Annotated in this window: 14 protein-coding genes; all 14 read right to left on the reverse strand. The window is 73.9% G+C overall.

The features are described from left to right. Positions 1 to 473: 473 nt before the first annotated feature. A complete protein-coding gene (locus IEX99_RS07360) occupies positions 474 to 965 on the reverse strand; it encodes a DUF2267 domain-containing protein (protein WP_188899387.1) in 492 nt (163 codons plus the stop codon). A gap of 77 nt (positions 966 to 1,042) precedes the next feature. After that, the gene (locus tag IEX99_RS07365) at positions 1,043 to 1,681 is read right to left on the reverse strand and encodes a type 1 glutamine amidotransferase domain-containing protein (RefSeq protein ID WP_188899388.1); all 639 of its coding nucleotides are present in this window, start codon (positions 1,679 to 1,681) and stop codon (positions 1,043 to 1,045) included. A gap of 136 nt (positions 1,682 to 1,817) precedes the next feature. Next, positions 1,818 to 1,991 carry a DUF1328 domain-containing protein gene (locus IEX99_RS07370; protein WP_188899389.1) on the reverse strand — a complete coding sequence of 58 codons (174 nt, stop codon included), beginning with the start codon at positions 1,989 to 1,991 and terminating at the stop codon, positions 1,818 to 1,820. Between the two features lie 199 nt (positions 1,992 to 2,190). After that, entirely contained in the window at positions 2,191 to 3,576 is a 1,386-nt protein-coding gene (locus tag IEX99_RS07375) for an MFS transporter (protein WP_188899390.1), read from the reverse strand. A 37-nt stretch (positions 3,577 to 3,613) separates the two neighbouring features. Next, positions 3,614 to 4,642, reverse strand: a complete 1,029-nt coding sequence (locus tag IEX99_RS07380; protein WP_188899391.1) for a zinc-dependent alcohol dehydrogenase family protein — start codon at positions 4,640 to 4,642, stop codon at positions 3,614 to 3,616. 88 nt (positions 4,643 to 4,730) lie between these two features. Next, the gene (locus IEX99_RS07385; protein WP_188899392.1) at positions 4,731 to 5,078 is read right to left on the reverse strand and encodes a carboxymuconolactone decarboxylase family protein; all 348 of its coding nucleotides are present in this window, start codon (positions 5,076 to 5,078) and stop codon (positions 4,731 to 4,733) included. Positions 5,079 to 5,118: 40 nt separating this feature from the next. Continuing rightward, positions 5,119 to 6,321, reverse strand: a complete 1,203-nt coding sequence (locus IEX99_RS07390) for an NnrS family protein (protein ID WP_188899393.1) — start codon at positions 6,319 to 6,321, stop codon at positions 5,119 to 5,121. A gap of 12 nt (positions 6,322 to 6,333) precedes the next feature. Next, entirely contained in the window at positions 6,334 to 7,059 is a 726-nt protein-coding gene (locus IEX99_RS07395) for a carbonic anhydrase (RefSeq protein ID WP_188899394.1), read from the reverse strand. 17 nt (positions 7,060 to 7,076) lie between these two features. Continuing rightward, on the reverse strand, positions 7,077 to 7,616 hold the full coding sequence (locus tag IEX99_RS07400) for a hemerythrin domain-containing protein (RefSeq protein WP_188899395.1): 540 nt from the start codon (positions 7,614 to 7,616) through the stop codon (positions 7,077 to 7,079). 13 nt (positions 7,617 to 7,629) lie between these two features. Further along, positions 7,630 to 8,388, reverse strand: a complete 759-nt coding sequence (locus IEX99_RS07405; protein ID WP_188899396.1) for a peptidylprolyl isomerase — start codon at positions 8,386 to 8,388, stop codon at positions 7,630 to 7,632. 14 nt (positions 8,389 to 8,402) lie between these two features. Then, positions 8,403 to 9,098, reverse strand: coding sequence for a respiratory nitrate reductase subunit gamma (narI, locus tag IEX99_RS07410; protein ID WP_188899397.1), 696 nt, complete (start codon positions 9,096 to 9,098; stop codon positions 8,403 to 8,405). A gap of 8 nt (positions 9,099 to 9,106) precedes the next feature. Continuing rightward, on the reverse strand, positions 9,107 to 9,829 hold the full coding sequence (gene narJ, locus IEX99_RS07415) for a nitrate reductase molybdenum cofactor assembly chaperone (RefSeq protein WP_188899398.1): 723 nt from the start codon (positions 9,827 to 9,829) through the stop codon (positions 9,107 to 9,109). Between the two features lie 5 nt (positions 9,830 to 9,834). Continuing rightward, positions 9,835 to 11,466, reverse strand: a complete 1,632-nt coding sequence (gene narH / locus IEX99_RS07420) for a nitrate reductase subunit beta (protein ID WP_188899399.1) — start codon at positions 11,464 to 11,466, stop codon at positions 9,835 to 9,837. A gap of 12 nt (positions 11,467 to 11,478) precedes the next feature. Further along, positions 11,479 to 15,225: a nitrate reductase subunit alpha gene (locus tag IEX99_RS07425; protein ID WP_188899400.1), complete on the reverse strand. Its 3,747-nt coding sequence runs from the start codon at positions 15,223 to 15,225 to the stop codon at positions 11,479 to 11,481. Between the last annotated feature and the right edge of the window lie 7 nt (positions 15,226 to 15,232).

A 15,232-nucleotide genomic window follows, 5' to 3' on the forward strand; every position in this document is an offset into this window, starting at 1 on the left:
CTCCTCAGCGAAGACAGCGAATCACCATCACAGCCAAGCCGGAATCCCCCACGAGCCAGACTCAGGTGCCGTGCGTATGATCCCCTGCTCGCCGGTGCGGGCCGGCGGCCTCGCCGCTGCGGCGCTCGTTGCGCAACGCGGAGCGCCGGAGGGAACGAGGCTGCCCGGCAGGAATCGCGGCCCGGGCATCCGCCTTGCGGCGCTGCCGGGCCGGGAGCCCCGGGCGCGGCCGACCGCTGCGCGAGGGGTCGGGCTGCCACGGCGGACCGGTTCTCTCGCGCGGGCGCGGGCCGCCCGTCCCGCGCGGCCTTGGCGGGTTTCGGTCGCCTTCGGGCCGCCGCGCAGCGCGGGAGGGCCCGGCGCCTGCCGACAGCGACGGGACCGAGGCGAAGGCCCCATTCCGGGCCCGGGAGATCGCCAGGGCCATCCGGACCGCACGGCCCGCGCCCACTCCCGGCATGGGAGCCGGTCGCTCAGGCGATGCCGCCGCGACCCGGCGAGGGCCGCGCCGCCGCCTCCGTGGGCAGGGTGACGGCCGCGACCTCGGTCCACAGGTCGCGCACCGGCTGCGGCAGGGCCTGCACCAGCTTGCCGACCTGCCCCGGGTCCATGTGGTGGGCGAGGACGCGGAACACGGCCTGCGCCGCATCGCGCGGCGCCACCGGCCGGGTGGCGCGAAGGCCGGCCTCGACCTGCGCCAGGAAGCCCTCCAGGGTCCGCACCCGGTCCGGCTGCCGCGTCGGCTCGAAGCCCTCGTAATAGAGGCCACGGACAAGCAGCGGGAGCTGCGCCCCGACATGCGCCGCGAGCTCCAGCGGCACGCGGTCGCGCAGCGTGTGGAGCACGGCGCCGAGCACCCGCCAGGCGAGGTGGCGGTCGGGGCCGATCCGCGCCTCGATCTCGCCGAGCCAGACATGCGTCGTCTGGAGCGTCTTGTCGAAGACCTCGAGTCCGGTGGTCGCCATTCCATCCTCCCCCCTCCCGCATCGCGGCCCGGGCGGCGCGGGGTCACGCCGCTCGAACGCGGCACGCCGGGGACGGTTCACGGCCGCGCCGCGCGGTGTGCGCCGCCGGTCGGTCGCCCCGCCGTCCGCGCCGCGTCGTTGGCGGCGCCGGCGTCCTGCCGGCGGGCGGCGTGCGCGCCCTCGCGGAACTCCTCGACCATCTTGCGGCAGAAGGCCGGCAAGTCCTTCGGGCTTCGGCTGGTGACGATGCCCTGGTCGGTCACCACCTCCTCGTCCACCCATCGGGCGCCCGCGTTGCGGAGATCGGTCCGCAGCGAGGGCCAGGAGGTGACGCGCCGGCCACGCACCCCGTCGGCCTCGATCAGCATCCAGGGGCCGTGGCAGATGGCGGCGATCGGCTTGCCGGTCTCGACGAAGTGGCGGACGAACTGCACCGCCTTCGGGTCCGTGCGGAGCTGATCGGGGTTGATCACGCCGCCCGGGAGCACCAGCGCGTCGTAGCGTTCCGGGTTCGCCTGGCCGAGCGGCTGGTCCACGGGGATGGGATCGCCGCGGTCGTGATGGTTCCAGCCCTGGATCGTGCCCGACCTGGGCGAGACGACGTGCACCTGCGCGCCGGCGTCCCGGAGCGCCTTGACCGGCTGCGTGAGCTCCACCTGCTCGACCCCGTCCGTTGCCAGCACGGCGACGCTGCGTCCGCTGAGTTCGGAGGCCATTTGCGCCTGCTCCCCTGTCGTGGGTTGATCGCGACTCAAGGCCGCCACGCGGCCCCGGGTTTCTGCCGCGCGCGCATCAGGCAGGCGGCCTGCCTCCCGGTCGCGTGACTCCGGCACGCCGGCGATGTCGCGGTGCTCAGGCGACCGCCGCGTTCGCCATCAGGGCGACCACGAACAGCAGCGCGGCGATGACGAGGAACACGCCGAACAGGACCCGCGCCACCAGGCTGGCGGCCGCGGCGATGCCGGCGAAGCCGAGCGCGCCGGCGACGATGGCGACGACGAGGGCGATTGCCGCCCAGCTGAGCATGGCTGGCCTCCTTCGCCGCGGCGGCGCGATGTCGCAGCCGATGACGCAACCCTGCCCCGGTTCCCCGGTTTCCCCGTTCGCCGAGCCCAGCCGGCCGCCATCGGGAGCGCGCCGGCCGGCGCGGCCTTGTCGCGACCCTCAGCGCGGGCGGTCCGGTCGCGCCGCAGCGGATGCCGCCCTGCCGTTGCGCGCGTCGGGGTCAGCCCCGTTCGCCGTCGCGGCCGTGCCGCCGCCGGGCGAGGCTCACCCCGCCGCCCGCCAGGCCGAATGCCGCGCCGAACGCGAGCGCCGCGGCCGGGGCGACCTGCGGCGCGGCGAGGAAGGTCAGCGCGACCAGGGTCGAGCCGAGCGTCTGCCCGCTCAGCCGCGCCGTCCCCTGCAGCCCGCCCGCGCCGCCGCTGCGCGCCCGCGGCGCGGCGCCGAGCATCGCACGGTTGTTGGGCGTCTGGAACAGCCCGAAGCCGACGCCGCAGAGCGCCACCAGCGCGATGAAGCCGGCGACCCCGACCGTCCGCGGCATCGCCGCGAGCAGCGCGAGCCCCACCGCCGTCAGCGCGCCGCCGATCGCGCACAGCGTCGCGGTGGAGAAGCGGTCCGACAGCCGCCCGGCGAGCGGCGCCATCACCGCCACCGCGATCGCCCAGGGCGTGATCAGCAGCCCGGTCTCCACCTGGTCGCGCCCGAGGTCGTGCTGGAGCAGGAAGGGCAGGGCGATGAAGGCCATCATCTGGGCGGCGAAGTTGCAGACCGAGGCGGACACGGCGAGGCCGATCACCCGCACCCGCAGCAGGTCGAGCGGCAGCAGCGGCGCCGGCGCGCCGTGTTCGCGCCGCACCAGCGCCACTCCGGCCGCGATGCCGCCGCACAGCGCGAGCAGGCCGAGCACGGGGCGCGCGGCGAGCCCGTAGAGCCCGACGAAGACGAGGCCGAACGCGGCGGCGTTCAGCGCCGCGGCGAGCGCATCGAAGCGGCCGCCCAGCGCGCTGCGCGTCGCCGCGTCGCGCGGCAGGCTCGGCGCGGCGAGCGCGAGGCCGAGCAGCGCCAGCGGCAGGTTCGCCGCGAACATCCACGGCCAGTCGGCCACCGCCAGCACCGCCGCCGCGACGCTCGGCCCCGCCGCGGTGGAGATCGCGACCACCATCGCGGTGTTGCCGATGGCGCGGCCGAGCTGGGCGTGCGGATAGCTGAAGCGCAGCAGCGCCGGCTGCACGCTCATCGCCGCCGCGCCGCCCAGCCCCTGCGCCAGCCGGGCCGCGATCAGCACCGGCAGCGACGGCGCCAGGGCGCAGGCGGCGGAGGCGAGGCCGAACACCGCAGTGCCGGCGAGGAAGACGCGCCGGTGCCCGACGCGGTCGCCGAGCGCGGCGAAGGGCAGCAGCGTCGCGACCACGGCGAGCTGGTAGGCGTTGACGATCCACACCGCCGTCGCCGGCTCGGCCGCGAGGTCGCGCGCGATCCCGGGCAGCGCGACGTTCACCTGCGCGGCGAGCAGGACGGAGATGCCGATGACCAGCAGCACCGACGCCACCGCCCGGCGCCGCTGCGCCGGCGGCAGCCCGTCCTCGTGCGCGGCAGGCGCGTGCATGCCGTCCGGGAGGCCGTGGTGCCGGGGCAGGCGCGGGTCAGGCGATCCGGATCACCACCTTGCCGAGATGCGCCTGGCTCTCCAGGTGGCGGTAGGCGTCGCGCGCCGCCTCGAAGGGGAAGACGCGGTCGATCACCGGCTGGATCGCGTGCAGCGCGATGGCCCGGTTCATCGCCTCGAACATCGCCCGCGAGCCGACGTAGATGCCGCGGAAGAGGATGTTCCGGCGCATCAGCGGCGCCGGGTCTATCTGCCCGCCGGCGCCGGCCAGCGCCGCGCCGATCTGGTGGATCTGCCCGCCGAGGCGCGCGGCGCGGATCGAGCGCGGCAGGGTGCCGGGGCCGCCCACCTCGACGACATGGTCCACGCCGCGCCCCGCCGTCAGCTCCAGCACGCGGTCCTGCCATTCCGGATGGGCGCGGTAGTTCACGCCGGCCGCGGCGCCGAGCTCGGTCGCGCGGGCGAGCTTGCCGTCGCTCGAGGAGATCACGATCGGCCGCGCCCCGCCGGCACGGGCGAATTGCAGCGCGAAGATGGACACCCCGCCGGTGCCGAGCAGCAGCACCGTCTCGCCCGGCTGCAGCGGCCGCGGCCCGCCATAGAGCGCGTTCCAGGCGGTGACGGCGGCGCAGGGCAGCGTGGCGCCGGCCTCGAAGGAGAGGTGGTCGGGCAGCCGGACCAGCGCGTCCTGCTCGAACAGCACGTGCTCCGCCAGCACGCCGTCCGTCGTGCCGCCGCCGAGCGCGACCGCCGCGGCCTCCTCGGTGATCTCGCCGCCGAGCCAGCGCGGCATGAACAGGCCGGCGACGCGGTCGCCGGGGGCGAAGCGGGTGACGTCGGGCCCGATCCCGACCACCTCGCCGGCGCCGTCGGAAAGCGGCACCAGGCCCGGCTTCACGCCGGCGCCGCGGCCGTAGCGCCCGGTCGCGACCATCAGGTCGCGGTAGTTGAGCGAGGCCGCGCGCATGCGCACGAGGACCTGGCCGCGCGCCGGGCGCGGCGTCTCCGCCTCGGTCAGGGTGAGGTCGTCGATCCGCTCCGCGCGGGGAAGCCTGTAGAGCCGCATCGCGCCGATCCCTCCGCTTGTCGTCGGAGGGACGGCTTAAGCCGTGCCCGCGCGTGGCGCAACGGACCGCCCCGGAGGGGGCGGGGCCTCAGGCCGTCGTGGTCGGCGGGTGTCCGGGCCTGCCGATCACGTCCTCGATCCAGGTCAGCGCCGCCACGGCGCGCGGGAAGCCGAGCGTCGGGATGGCGAGCAGCGCGACCTGGCGCAGCGCCTCCGGCGCGAGACCCTCCTCCAGGCCGCGGCGGCAGTGCGAGTGCACGCCGCCCTCCGACCCGGCGCCGATGGCGAGGGCGAGCTTCACCAGGCGCCGCGCCTTCGCCTCGATCGGGCCGCTCGCGGCGCAGGCGGCGCCGAGCGCGGAGTAGGCGCGGTAGAGCTCGGGATAGGCCTGCGCGACCTGGGCGGCGGCGGCGGGCAGGGAGGTGCGGTTCTGCATCGCGGATTCCTTCTGCTGGCGGGGGTGCGACGCCGCGGGATCAGCCGGGCTTCCCGTCGGCCCGCGGGGCGATCAGGATCGGCGCGAAGCCCCACAGGAACAGGGCGAAGGCGGCGAGCCACAGCGCGCCGGCCAGCGCCAGGCCGGCGCTGCCCGGCAGGACAAGCGGGCCGAAGGCGCGCGCGAGCGCCGCGAGCGGCAGCAGCACGTAGCCGAGCACCGCGGAGGGCGGCGCGCGCAACGCGCGCCCGGTGTGGCCGAGCGTCGCGCGGGTCATCACCGCGAGGATCATCAGGGCGATCGCGCCGATCGCCTGCACGTGGAGCCAGTTCGCCGCCCAGTCCGCGCCGGCGAGCAGGTGGAGCGCCTTCAGCCCCAGCGCGATCGGGATGAACAGGTAGGCGAGATGCAGTACCCAGAGGATCGGATCGCCGAGCGTCGCCAGCCCGTGCCAACGCGACAGGCGGAGCAGCGCGAGCAGCGCGGCGGCGGCGGCGGCGATCCCGGCGAGCGTCGTCTCCCTGGCCACCAGGTCCACCAGCGCGACGGCGAGCAGCGCCAGAACGGCGCCGGCGTCCACGCCGGGGATCGGCCGCAGCGTCGCGTCGCGCCCCTGCCTGCGCAGCGCGTTCACCGTAAAGGACGGCACGATGCGCCCGCCGATGAGCCCGACCAGGAGGAGGGCGAGGTTCAGCATCAGGTGCTCGCCTGCCTCCCAGGTGTCCCGGAACCAGCCCGCCGCGTCCCCGAGCATCAGCAGGTCGCCGATCCAGAAGCCGAGGACCACCGCGGGCGGGCCGAACAGGCGCGCCCTGCCGGATCGCACCAGGGCCGGCAGGACGGTCAGCAGCAGCGCCGGCAGCGGCAGCAGGGCGAGGGTGGCGGCGAGGCCGACCGGCGCCGGCGAGCCCGGCGCGAGCGCGAGGCGCGCGAGCACGAACAGCGCCACCGGCAGCGCGAGCGGTGCGCCGCCATAGGCCGGGCGCGCGGTCCAGTTCGGCACGGCGGTGAGGAGGAAGCCCGAGATCGCCGCGCCGACGAATCCGGCCAGCATCTCGTGCGCGTGCCAGTGCGCGAGCGGCAGCGGTCCCTCGGGAAGGCCGGCGCCATGCAGCGCGGCGACCCAGGCCGCGATCACCGCCACCGCGACGAGGCCGGCGAGCAGGAAGAACGGGCGGAATCCCTGCCCGAACAGCGCGAGGCGCGTGCGGGGACGGGGGTTGGAGGCAGCGGTCGCATCCATCGGGGCGGAACCTCAGCCGGCGGTCAGGGTGGCGGCGCCCGCCTGCCGCCCGATGGCGGGCGGGATCGGCGTGCCGGCATCGAGCTGGCGGAAGGGGCCGCGCGGACCGCCGGCGGCCAGCAGCACGCCCCAGCCGAAGTGGAAGTACCAGCCGTGCAGGTCGAGGCGCCCGTCGGCGGCGCGTTCCGCCACGAACGGATAGGTGGCGAGGTGACGCAGGCTCGCCAGCACCGCGGCCTGCTCGGCGAGGCGCCCGACGAGCGCGCGGTCGGCCTCGGTGACCAGGCCCTCCATCTCCTCGCGCACCTCGGCGGCGACCGCGACCCAGTCGGAAACGAAGGCGAAGCGCTGCGCCGCGTGGTCGTGCTCGACCAGGCAGCGGACGCCGGCGCAGAAGGAGTGGCCGAGCACGACGATGTGGCGGACGCCGAGGCCGACGACGCCGAACTCGATCGCGGCCGCGGTCCCGTGCGGGCGCCGGTCCTCCTCGTAGGGCGGAACCAGCGCGGCGACGTTGCGGACCACGAAGAGTTCGCCCGGCGCGGCGCCGGTGATGATGGCGGGATCGGTGCGGCTGTCGGAACAGGCGATCACCATCACCTCCGGCCGCTGCCCGTCGCGCAGGAGCGTGTCGTAGAGGTCGGCGTCGGTCTCGAAGTGGCGCCGGCGGAAGCGTTCGAAGCCTTCCACCATGCGGCGCAGGGCGCCGTCGGCGGTTCCGTGGGCGGACCCGTCCATGCGCGCGCCAAGTCCCTTCAGGGCTGCTGCTGCCGTCGGGCGACCATCTCGGCGGCCAGCGCGGCCATCGCCTCCGGCCCGAGCCAGCGCCGGGCGAGGGGAGTCAGCACCGTCTCCTCGTGGGCGAGGTGCTTGCGGTGGCCGGCGACGAACTCCCGCGCCGCCTCGGCGAATCCCGGCTCCGGCACGCCGCCCCTGGCGATGCGGCGCAGGCCGGAGGCGATGTCGGCGATGAGCCGGCGGTCGCGCCGGTGCTCCTCGCGCAGCTCGTCGAGCACGCCGGCCTCGTCGAAGGCGGCGAGCCGAGGGTACAGCGAGCGCTCCTCGTCGGCGACGTGCAGCGGCAGTTCCCGCGTCAGCCAGCGCAGCAGCACGACGGCGATGCCGCGCGCGGCGCGCGCCTGGGGCTCCCGCGCGACGCGCTCGAGGTGGCCGAGCAGCGCGGTCTGGCGCGCGTGCTCGGCGCTCAGGAAGGCGAGGGGATCGTCGAGCAGCGCCGCCTGGATCGGCGCCACGTCGGCGCCGGACGCGGTGGGGGGCGCGTCGTCGGGGGGCATGGCACGGCGTCCTCTACTGGACGAGGGGCCCGTCGGTGGCGGCGCCGTCGAGGGCGAAGCCCTCGATCCGGGCGCGGCCGGCCAGGATGCCGACGTACTGATGGACGGCGCGGCGCCAGCTCGCCTCGCGCAGCCAGGCGGCGATCCGCGGCGCGACGGCCTCGAAGGGCAGGTCGCGCCCGGGCTCGTGGCGCAGCAGGCGCAGGAGGTGGAAGCCGAAGCGCGTCGCGACCGGGGCCGGGTGCACCTCGCCCGGCGCGAGGGCGCGCAGGGCGGCCTCGAATTCCGGCACCGTGGTGCCGGGCTCGATCAGGCCGAGGTCGCCCCCCTGCGCGCGCGAGGGGCAGGCGGAGCGTTCCCGGGCGAGGGGCGCGAGGCGCTCCGGGTCGGCCAGGACCTCGGCGAGCAGCGCCGTCGCCTCGGCCTCGGCGGCGCGGCGCGCGGCCTCGTCCTCGGGGTCGGCGGCGATCAGGAGGTGCTGCGCGTGCCAGGCCTCGGGTGCGCGGAACCGGTCGCGGTTGGCCTCGAACCAGCGGCGGCAGGTCGCCTCGTCCGCCTCCGGCACCGTGATCTCGGCGGCGAGGAGGCGGCCGACCGCCTCCTCCTCCGCGCCGTCGAAGCCGCGCCGCGCGGCCTCGGCGAGCAGGAGCTGGCGCACCACCAGCGCCTGCGCCGCCGCGTGGTATGCGGCCTCGCGCGACGCCGCGGGGTGGTGCTGCATCTCGGCGGCGATGCTCCGCTCCGGGATCTCGACGCCGTCCACGCGGATCATCGCGCGCGCTCCCCTCAGGCCGTGCGGGCGCCGCCGCGCCGGCGGACGATCTGGTAGGGGCGGACCAGGTAGCCGACCGGAGCCGACCAGATGTGCACCAGGCGCGAGAAGGGGAAGACCACGAACAGCGTCAGCCCGAGCAGGATGTGCGCCTTGAACACCCAGCCGACGCCCACGAGGTAGGACGCCGCGTCGGCCTGGAAGGTGAGGATGTGCTGCGCCCAGAGCGAGAGCTGCGTCATCACCGAGCCGTCACGGTGCGCCAGCGAGAAGGGGATCGTCGCCAGGCCGAGCACGAGCTGCAGCCAGAGCAGCCCGAGGATGGCGATGTCCATCACGCTGGAAGTCTTGCGGATGCGCGGGTCGTAGAGCCGGCGGTGCAGCAGCATCGTCAGCCCGACGAAGCAGATGATCCCCGCCGCGCCGCCCGAGACGATGGCGAGCATCTGCTTCTGCGCCGGGGTGATGACGAGGCCGTAGATCGCCTTCGGCGTCAGCAGCCCGACCGTGTGGCCGACCAGCAGGAACAGGATGCCGATGTGGAACAGGTTGCTGCCGATGCGGAGCTGGCGCGCGCGCAGGAGCTGCGAGGAGCCGCTGCGCCAGGAGTACTGCTCGCGCTCGAAGCGCACGAGGCTGCCGAGCAGGAATACGGCGAGCGCGATGTAGGGATAGATGCCGAAGGCGAGGTGGTGCAGGAAGTCGGACATGGCGGGAATCAGCCTCCGCTGAGCGTCGCGACGCGGCGGAGCGCGGGGCGGCGCGTTGGCATCGGATCGGGGTTGCGGCGGGCGGCGCGCAGCTTCGCCGCCAGCGCGGCGCCGCCGCACTCGGCCTCCGCGTCGGCGCCGGGGCCGAAGACCACGGGGGCCTCGGCGTAGGCGGCGTCGAGTTCCTCCGGCGTCGGGTCGGGCGCGTCGGAGAGGGGCACGGCGCCGGGCCTGGCGCCGGCGACAAGCAGCGCGGCGCGGAGCACCGCGGCATAGGCGCTGCCGCGGGCGAGAAGGCGGCCGTGCAGCAGGTCGAGCACCGGCGCGGCGTTGCCGAGCAGCTCGGCCCCGCGCGCGGGCTCGACCGCCGCGAACTCCAGCAGCATCGGCAGGTAGTCCGGCAGCTCGCCCGCCGCGGGCGCGAGGCCCGCCGCGGCGTAGATGCCGGCAAGCTCGACCATGGCGGGCCCGCGCTCGCGCGAAACGCCGTGGACGTGCTCGAACAGGTTGAGGCAGAGGCCGCGCGTGCGGTCGAACAAGCCCACATAGGCCTCCTGCAGGTCGAGCAGGTCGCCGGCGCCAAGCTCCGCGAGGAGGCGGTCGAGGTCCGGCATCGCGGGCGCCAGCGCCGGATCGGCGGCGAGCGCCGCCCGCACCTCGGGCAGCGCCACCCGCAGTTCCTCCGTCGGGTAGGCAAGGAGCGCGGCGAGGGCGCGGAGGGAGAGGCGCATGGCGGTCACACCTCCTCCGCCTGCTTCGCCGGCGGCGCGGCGGCGCGGGCGGCCGGGCGCGCCGGTGCGGGCTGCGCGCCGCCCGCCGCGGGCACGCGCCGGATCTCCACCCGCGGCGACTGCAGGCCGGCGGAGGCCGGCCTGGTCGAGAACAGGTTCGCGCTGGTGGAGCCGCCGGTCGAGCAGCCGTTGCCGAAGGTGAAGCCGCAGGCGGACTTCAGGTCGAAGGCGTTCTCCGCGTACTCGCGGTGCGTCGTCGGGATGACGAAGCGGTCCTCGTAGTCGGCGATCGCCATCAGCCGGTACATCTCCTCAACCTGCTCGAGGCTGAGGCCGACCTGCTTCAGCACATCGGCCTCGATCCGCCCCTCGACGGTGCGGGCGCGCATGTGGATGCGCATCGCCATCATGCGCTGCAGCGCCAGCACCACCGGCGCCTCGGCGCCGGCGGTGAGGAGGTTGGCGAGGTAGCGGACCGGGATGCGCAGCGACTTCACGTCCGGCAGGCCGCTCTCCTCGTCCCAGCCGATGTGGCCGGCCTGGTGCGCGCCCTGGATCGGCGAGAGCGGCGGCACGTACCAGACCATCGGCAGGGTGCGGTACTCGGGGTGGAGCGGGAAGGCCACGCCCCACTCGATCGCCATCTTGTAGACCGGCGAGCGGCGCGCGGCCTCGAGCCACAGCTCCGGCACGCCGTCGGCGCGCGCCTGCGCGATCACCGCCGGGTCGCTCGGGTCGAGGAAGATGTCGAGCTGGGCGCGGTAGAGGTGCTGCTCGTTCTCGACGCTCGCCGCCTGCGCGATGCGGTCGGCATCGTAGAGCATCACGCCGAGGTAGCGGATGCGGCCGACGCAGGTCTCCGAGCACACGGTCGGCTCGCCCGCCTCGATGCGGGGGAAGCAGAAGGTGCACTTCTCCGCCTTCCCCGACTGCCAGTTGTAGTAGATCTTCTTGTAGGGGCAGGCGGAGACGCACATGCGCCAGCCGCGGCACTTGTCCTGGTCGATGAGGACGATGCCGTCCTCCTCGCGCTTGTAGATCGAGCCCGACGGGCAGGCGGCGACGCAGGCCGGGTTGAGGCAGTGCTCGCACAGCCTGGGCAGGTACATCATGAAGGTGTGCTCGAACTGGCCGTAGATCTCCTTCTGCACGGCCTCGAAGTTGCGGTCGCGCGAGCGCTTGCGGAACTCGGTGCCGAGGATCTCCTCCCAGTTCGGGCCCCACTCGATCTTCTCCATCCGCTCGCCGGTGATCAGGCTGACCGGGCGGGCGGTCGGCATCGCCCTCGACTCGGGCGCGTTGTGCAGGTTCTCGTAGTCGAAGGTGAAGGGCTCGTAGTAGTCGTCGATCTCCGGCATGTCGGGGTTGGCGAAGATCTTCGCCAGCACGCGCAGGCGGCCGCCGATGCGCGGCTCGATCCTGCCGTTGCGCTTGCGCCGCCAGCCGCCCATCCAGCGGTCCTGGTTCTCCCAGTCCTTCGGGTAGCCGATGCCGGGCTTGGTCTCGACGTTGTTGAACCAGGCGTACTCGACGCCCTCGCGGCTGGTCCAGACCTGCTTGCAGGTGATCGAGCAGGTATGGCAGCCGATGCACTTGTCGAGGTTCAGCACCATCGCGATCTGGGCGCGGACCTTCATCGTCGTCGCTCCTTATTCCGCGGCCGCGGCCGGGGCGGCCTGGTCGGACGCCGCCGGTTCGTCCATCCAGTCCACCTTCGCCATCTTGCGCACCACGACGAACTCGTCGCGGTTGGTGCCGATGGTGCCGTGGTAGTTGAAGCCGTAGGAGAGCTGCGCGTAGCCGCCGATCATGTGCGTCGGCTTCAGCACCGCGCGGGTGACGCTGTTGTGGATGCCGCCGCGGGTCCGCATCACCTCCGACCCCGGCGTGTTCACGATCTTCTCCTGCGCGTGGTACATCAGGATCATCCCCTCCGGCACGCGCTGGCTGACCACGGCGCGCGCGGTGAGCGCGCCGTTGAGGTTGAAGGCCTCGATCCAGTCGTTGTCCTCGATGCCCGCCTTCGCCGCGTCGGTCTCGCTGATCCAGACCACGGGACCGCCGCGGTTCAGCGTCAGCATGATCAGGTTGTCGGAGTAGGTGCTGTGGATGCCCCACTTCTGGTGGGGGGTGATGAAGTTCAGCACCAGCTCCTTGTTGCCGTTCGGCACGCGCCCGACCATCGCCTGGTGCGCCTTCAGGTCCACCGGCGGCTTGTAGACGCAGAGCTGCTCGCCGAAGGCCAGCATCCAGGGATGGTCCTGGTAGAGCTGCTGCCGGCCGGACAGCGTCCGCCACGGGATCAGCTCGTGAACGTTGGTGTAGCCCGCGTTGTAGCAGACCTCCTCGCTCTCCAGGCCCGACCAGATCGGCGAGGAGATGATCTTGCGCGGCTGCGCCTGCACGTCGCGGAAGCGGATCGCCTCGTGCTCCTTGCCCCTGGCGAGGTGGACGTGGTCGCGGCCGGTGTTCTGCGACAGCGCCGCCCAGGCCTTGACCGCGACGTGGCCGTTGGTCTCGGGGGCGAGGGCGAGGATCACCTCGGCGGCGTCGATGTCGGTCTCGATCCGCGGCCGCCGGCCCTCGACGCCCGGGACGACGGCGGTGCCGTTGAGCTGCGCCAGGAACTCGACCTCGTGCTCGGTCTTCCAGGCGATGCCCTTGCCGCCGTTGCCCACCTTGTCCATCAGCGGGCCGAGCGCGGTGTAGCGCGCGTAGGTGCGCGGGTAGTCGCGCTCGATCGCGGCCACCGCCGGCATGGTCTTGCCGGGGACCGGATCGCACTCGCCGCGCTTCCACTCCCGCACCGCGTTCTGCGCCAGCTCCTGCGGCGTGTCGTGCATCAGCGGCGAGAGCACGACGTCGGTCTCGACGCCGAGGTGCCCGTCGCAGAGCTCGCTGAAGCGCCGGGCGATGCCCTTGAAGATCGCCCAGTCCGTGCGCGCTTCCCAGGCCGGGTCCACCGCCGCCGAGAGCGGATGGATGAACGGGTGCATGTCGGAGGTGTTGAGGTCGTGCTTCTCGTACCAGGTCGCGGTCGGCAGCACGACGTCGGAGTACATGCAGGTCGTGCTCATGCGGAAGTCGAGCGTGACCAGCAGGTCGAGCTTGCCCTCCGGCGCCGGGTCGCGCCAGGCGACCTCCTCCGGCTTCGCGCCGCCCTGCTCGCCGAGGTCCTTGCCCTGCACGCCGTGCACCGTGCCGAGCAGGTGCTTGAGGAAGTACTCGTGCCCCTTGCCGGAGGAGCCGAGCAGGTTGGAGCGCCAGACGAACAGGTTGCGCGGCCAGTTGTCCGGATGGTCGGGGTCCTCGCAGCTCATGCGCAGCGTGCCCTCGGCGAGGGAGCGCGCGACGAAGGCCGCCGGGGCCTCGCCCGCCGCCTTCGCCATCTCCGCGATGCGCAGCGGGTTAACCTGGAGCTGCGGCGCGGAGGGCAGCCATCCCATCCGCTCGGCGCGCACGTTGAAGTCGATCAGCGCGCCCTTGAGCGCCTGCGGCGCGGTCGGCGAGAGCAGCTCCTCGACCCGCAGCTTCTCGTAGCGCCACTGGTCGGTGTGCGCGTACCAGAAGCTCGTCGAGTTCATCTGCCGCGGCGGGCGGTGCCAGTCGGTGGCGAAGGCGAGCGGCACCCAGCCGGTCTGAGGACGCAGCTTCTCCTGGCCGACGTAGTGCGACCAGCCGCCGCCCGACTGGCCGATGCAGCCGCACATCGCCAGCAGGTTGATGATGCCGCGGTAGATCATGTCGCCGTGGTACCAGTGGTTCACCGCGGCGCCGAGGATCACCATGGACTTGCCCTGCGTGCGGTGCGCGTTCGCGGCGAACTCGCGCGCGGTGGCGACGATGTGCGCGCGCGGCACGCCGCACACCTTCTCCGCCCAGGCCGGGGTGTAGGGCGCGTCGTCGTCGTAGCTCGCCGCGCAGTCGCCGAAGCCGCGCTCGACGCCGTAGTTGGCGACGAACAGGTCGTAGGCGGTGGCGACCAGGCGCTCGCTGCCGTCCTTGAGGCGCACCCGCATGGCGGGGACGCGCCGGACCAGCACCTCGTCGTGGGCGGAGGGGTTGAAGAACTCCGGCGCGCGGCCGCCGAAGTAGGGGAAGGCGACCTCCGCCGTCTCGCCGCCGTCGCCGAGCAGCGTCAGGCGCGGCGTCGTGACCTCGAGCGTGCGGGAGTCGCGCCCCTCGAGGTTCCACTTGCCCTGCTCGCCCCAGCGGAAGCCGATCGAGCCAGTCGGGCAGTAGAGCCGGCCGGTGGCGTCGTCCACTGCCACCGTCTTCCACTCGGGGTTGTTCGTCTCGCCGAGCGCGTCCGGCAGGTCGCCGGCGCGGAGCTGGCGCCCCATCGCCTGCACGCCGTCGCGCGGCTCGAGCAGCACGAGCATCGGCAGGTCGGTGTAGCGGCGGCAGTAGTCGGCGAAGTAGTCGGAGCGGCCGGCGAGGTGCCACTCCTTCAGGATCACGTGGCCCATGGCGAGCGCCAGCGCCGCGTCCGTGCCCTGCTTCGGGTGCAGCCAGAGGTCGGCGAACTTCGAGGCCTCCGAGTAGTCGGGCGTGACGACGACGGTCTTGGTGCCGCGGTAGCGCGCCTCGGTCATGAAGTGGGCGTCGGGCGTGCGCGTCTGCGGCACGTTCGAGCCCCACATCATCAGGAAGCCGGCGTTGTACCAGTCCGCGCTCTCCGGCACGTCGGTCTGCTCGCCCCAGGTCTGCGGGGAGGACGGGGGCAGGTCGCAGTACCAGTCGTAGAAGCTCATGCAGACGCCGCCGATTAGGGAGAGGTAGCGGCTGCCCGCGGCGTAGCTGACCATGCTCATCGCCGGGATCGGCGAGAAGCCGATGATGCGGTCGGGCCCGTGCGTCTTCGCCGTGTACACGTTGGCGGCGGCGATCAGCTCCTCCGCCTCCTCCCAGGAGACGCGCACGAAGCCGCCCATGCCGCGCACCTGCTGGTACTCGCGGCGCTTCGCCTCGTCGGACTGGATGCTCTCCCAGGCGCGCACCGGGTCGGGGTGCTGCGCCTTCGCCGCCCGCCACAGCCGCAGCAGGCGCTTGCGCATCATCGGGTGCTTCAGCCGGTTGGCGCTGTAGAGGTACCAGGAATAGGTCGCGCCGCGCCCGCAGCCGCGCGGCTCGTGGTTCGGCAGGCCGGGCCGCGTGCGGGGATAGTCGGTCTGCTGCGTCTCCCACGTCACCACGCCGCCCTTGACGTAGATCTTCCAGGAGCACGAGCCGGTGCAGTTCACCCCGTGGGTGGAGCGCACGATCTTGTCGTGGGCCCAGCGCTGCCGGTAGGCGTCCTCCCAGCCGCGCGGCTCGTTGGTGACGCTGCCGTGCCCGCCCGCGAAGGGCTCGACGTGGCGCTTGAAGAAGGCGAGGCGATCGAGGAAGTGCGACATCTGCGGG

Origin of the sequence: Caldovatus sediminis (assembly GCF_014644455.1) — a bacterium.
Classification (GTDB): Bacteria; Pseudomonadota; Alphaproteobacteria; order Acetobacterales; family Acetobacteraceae; genus Caldovatus; species Caldovatus sediminis.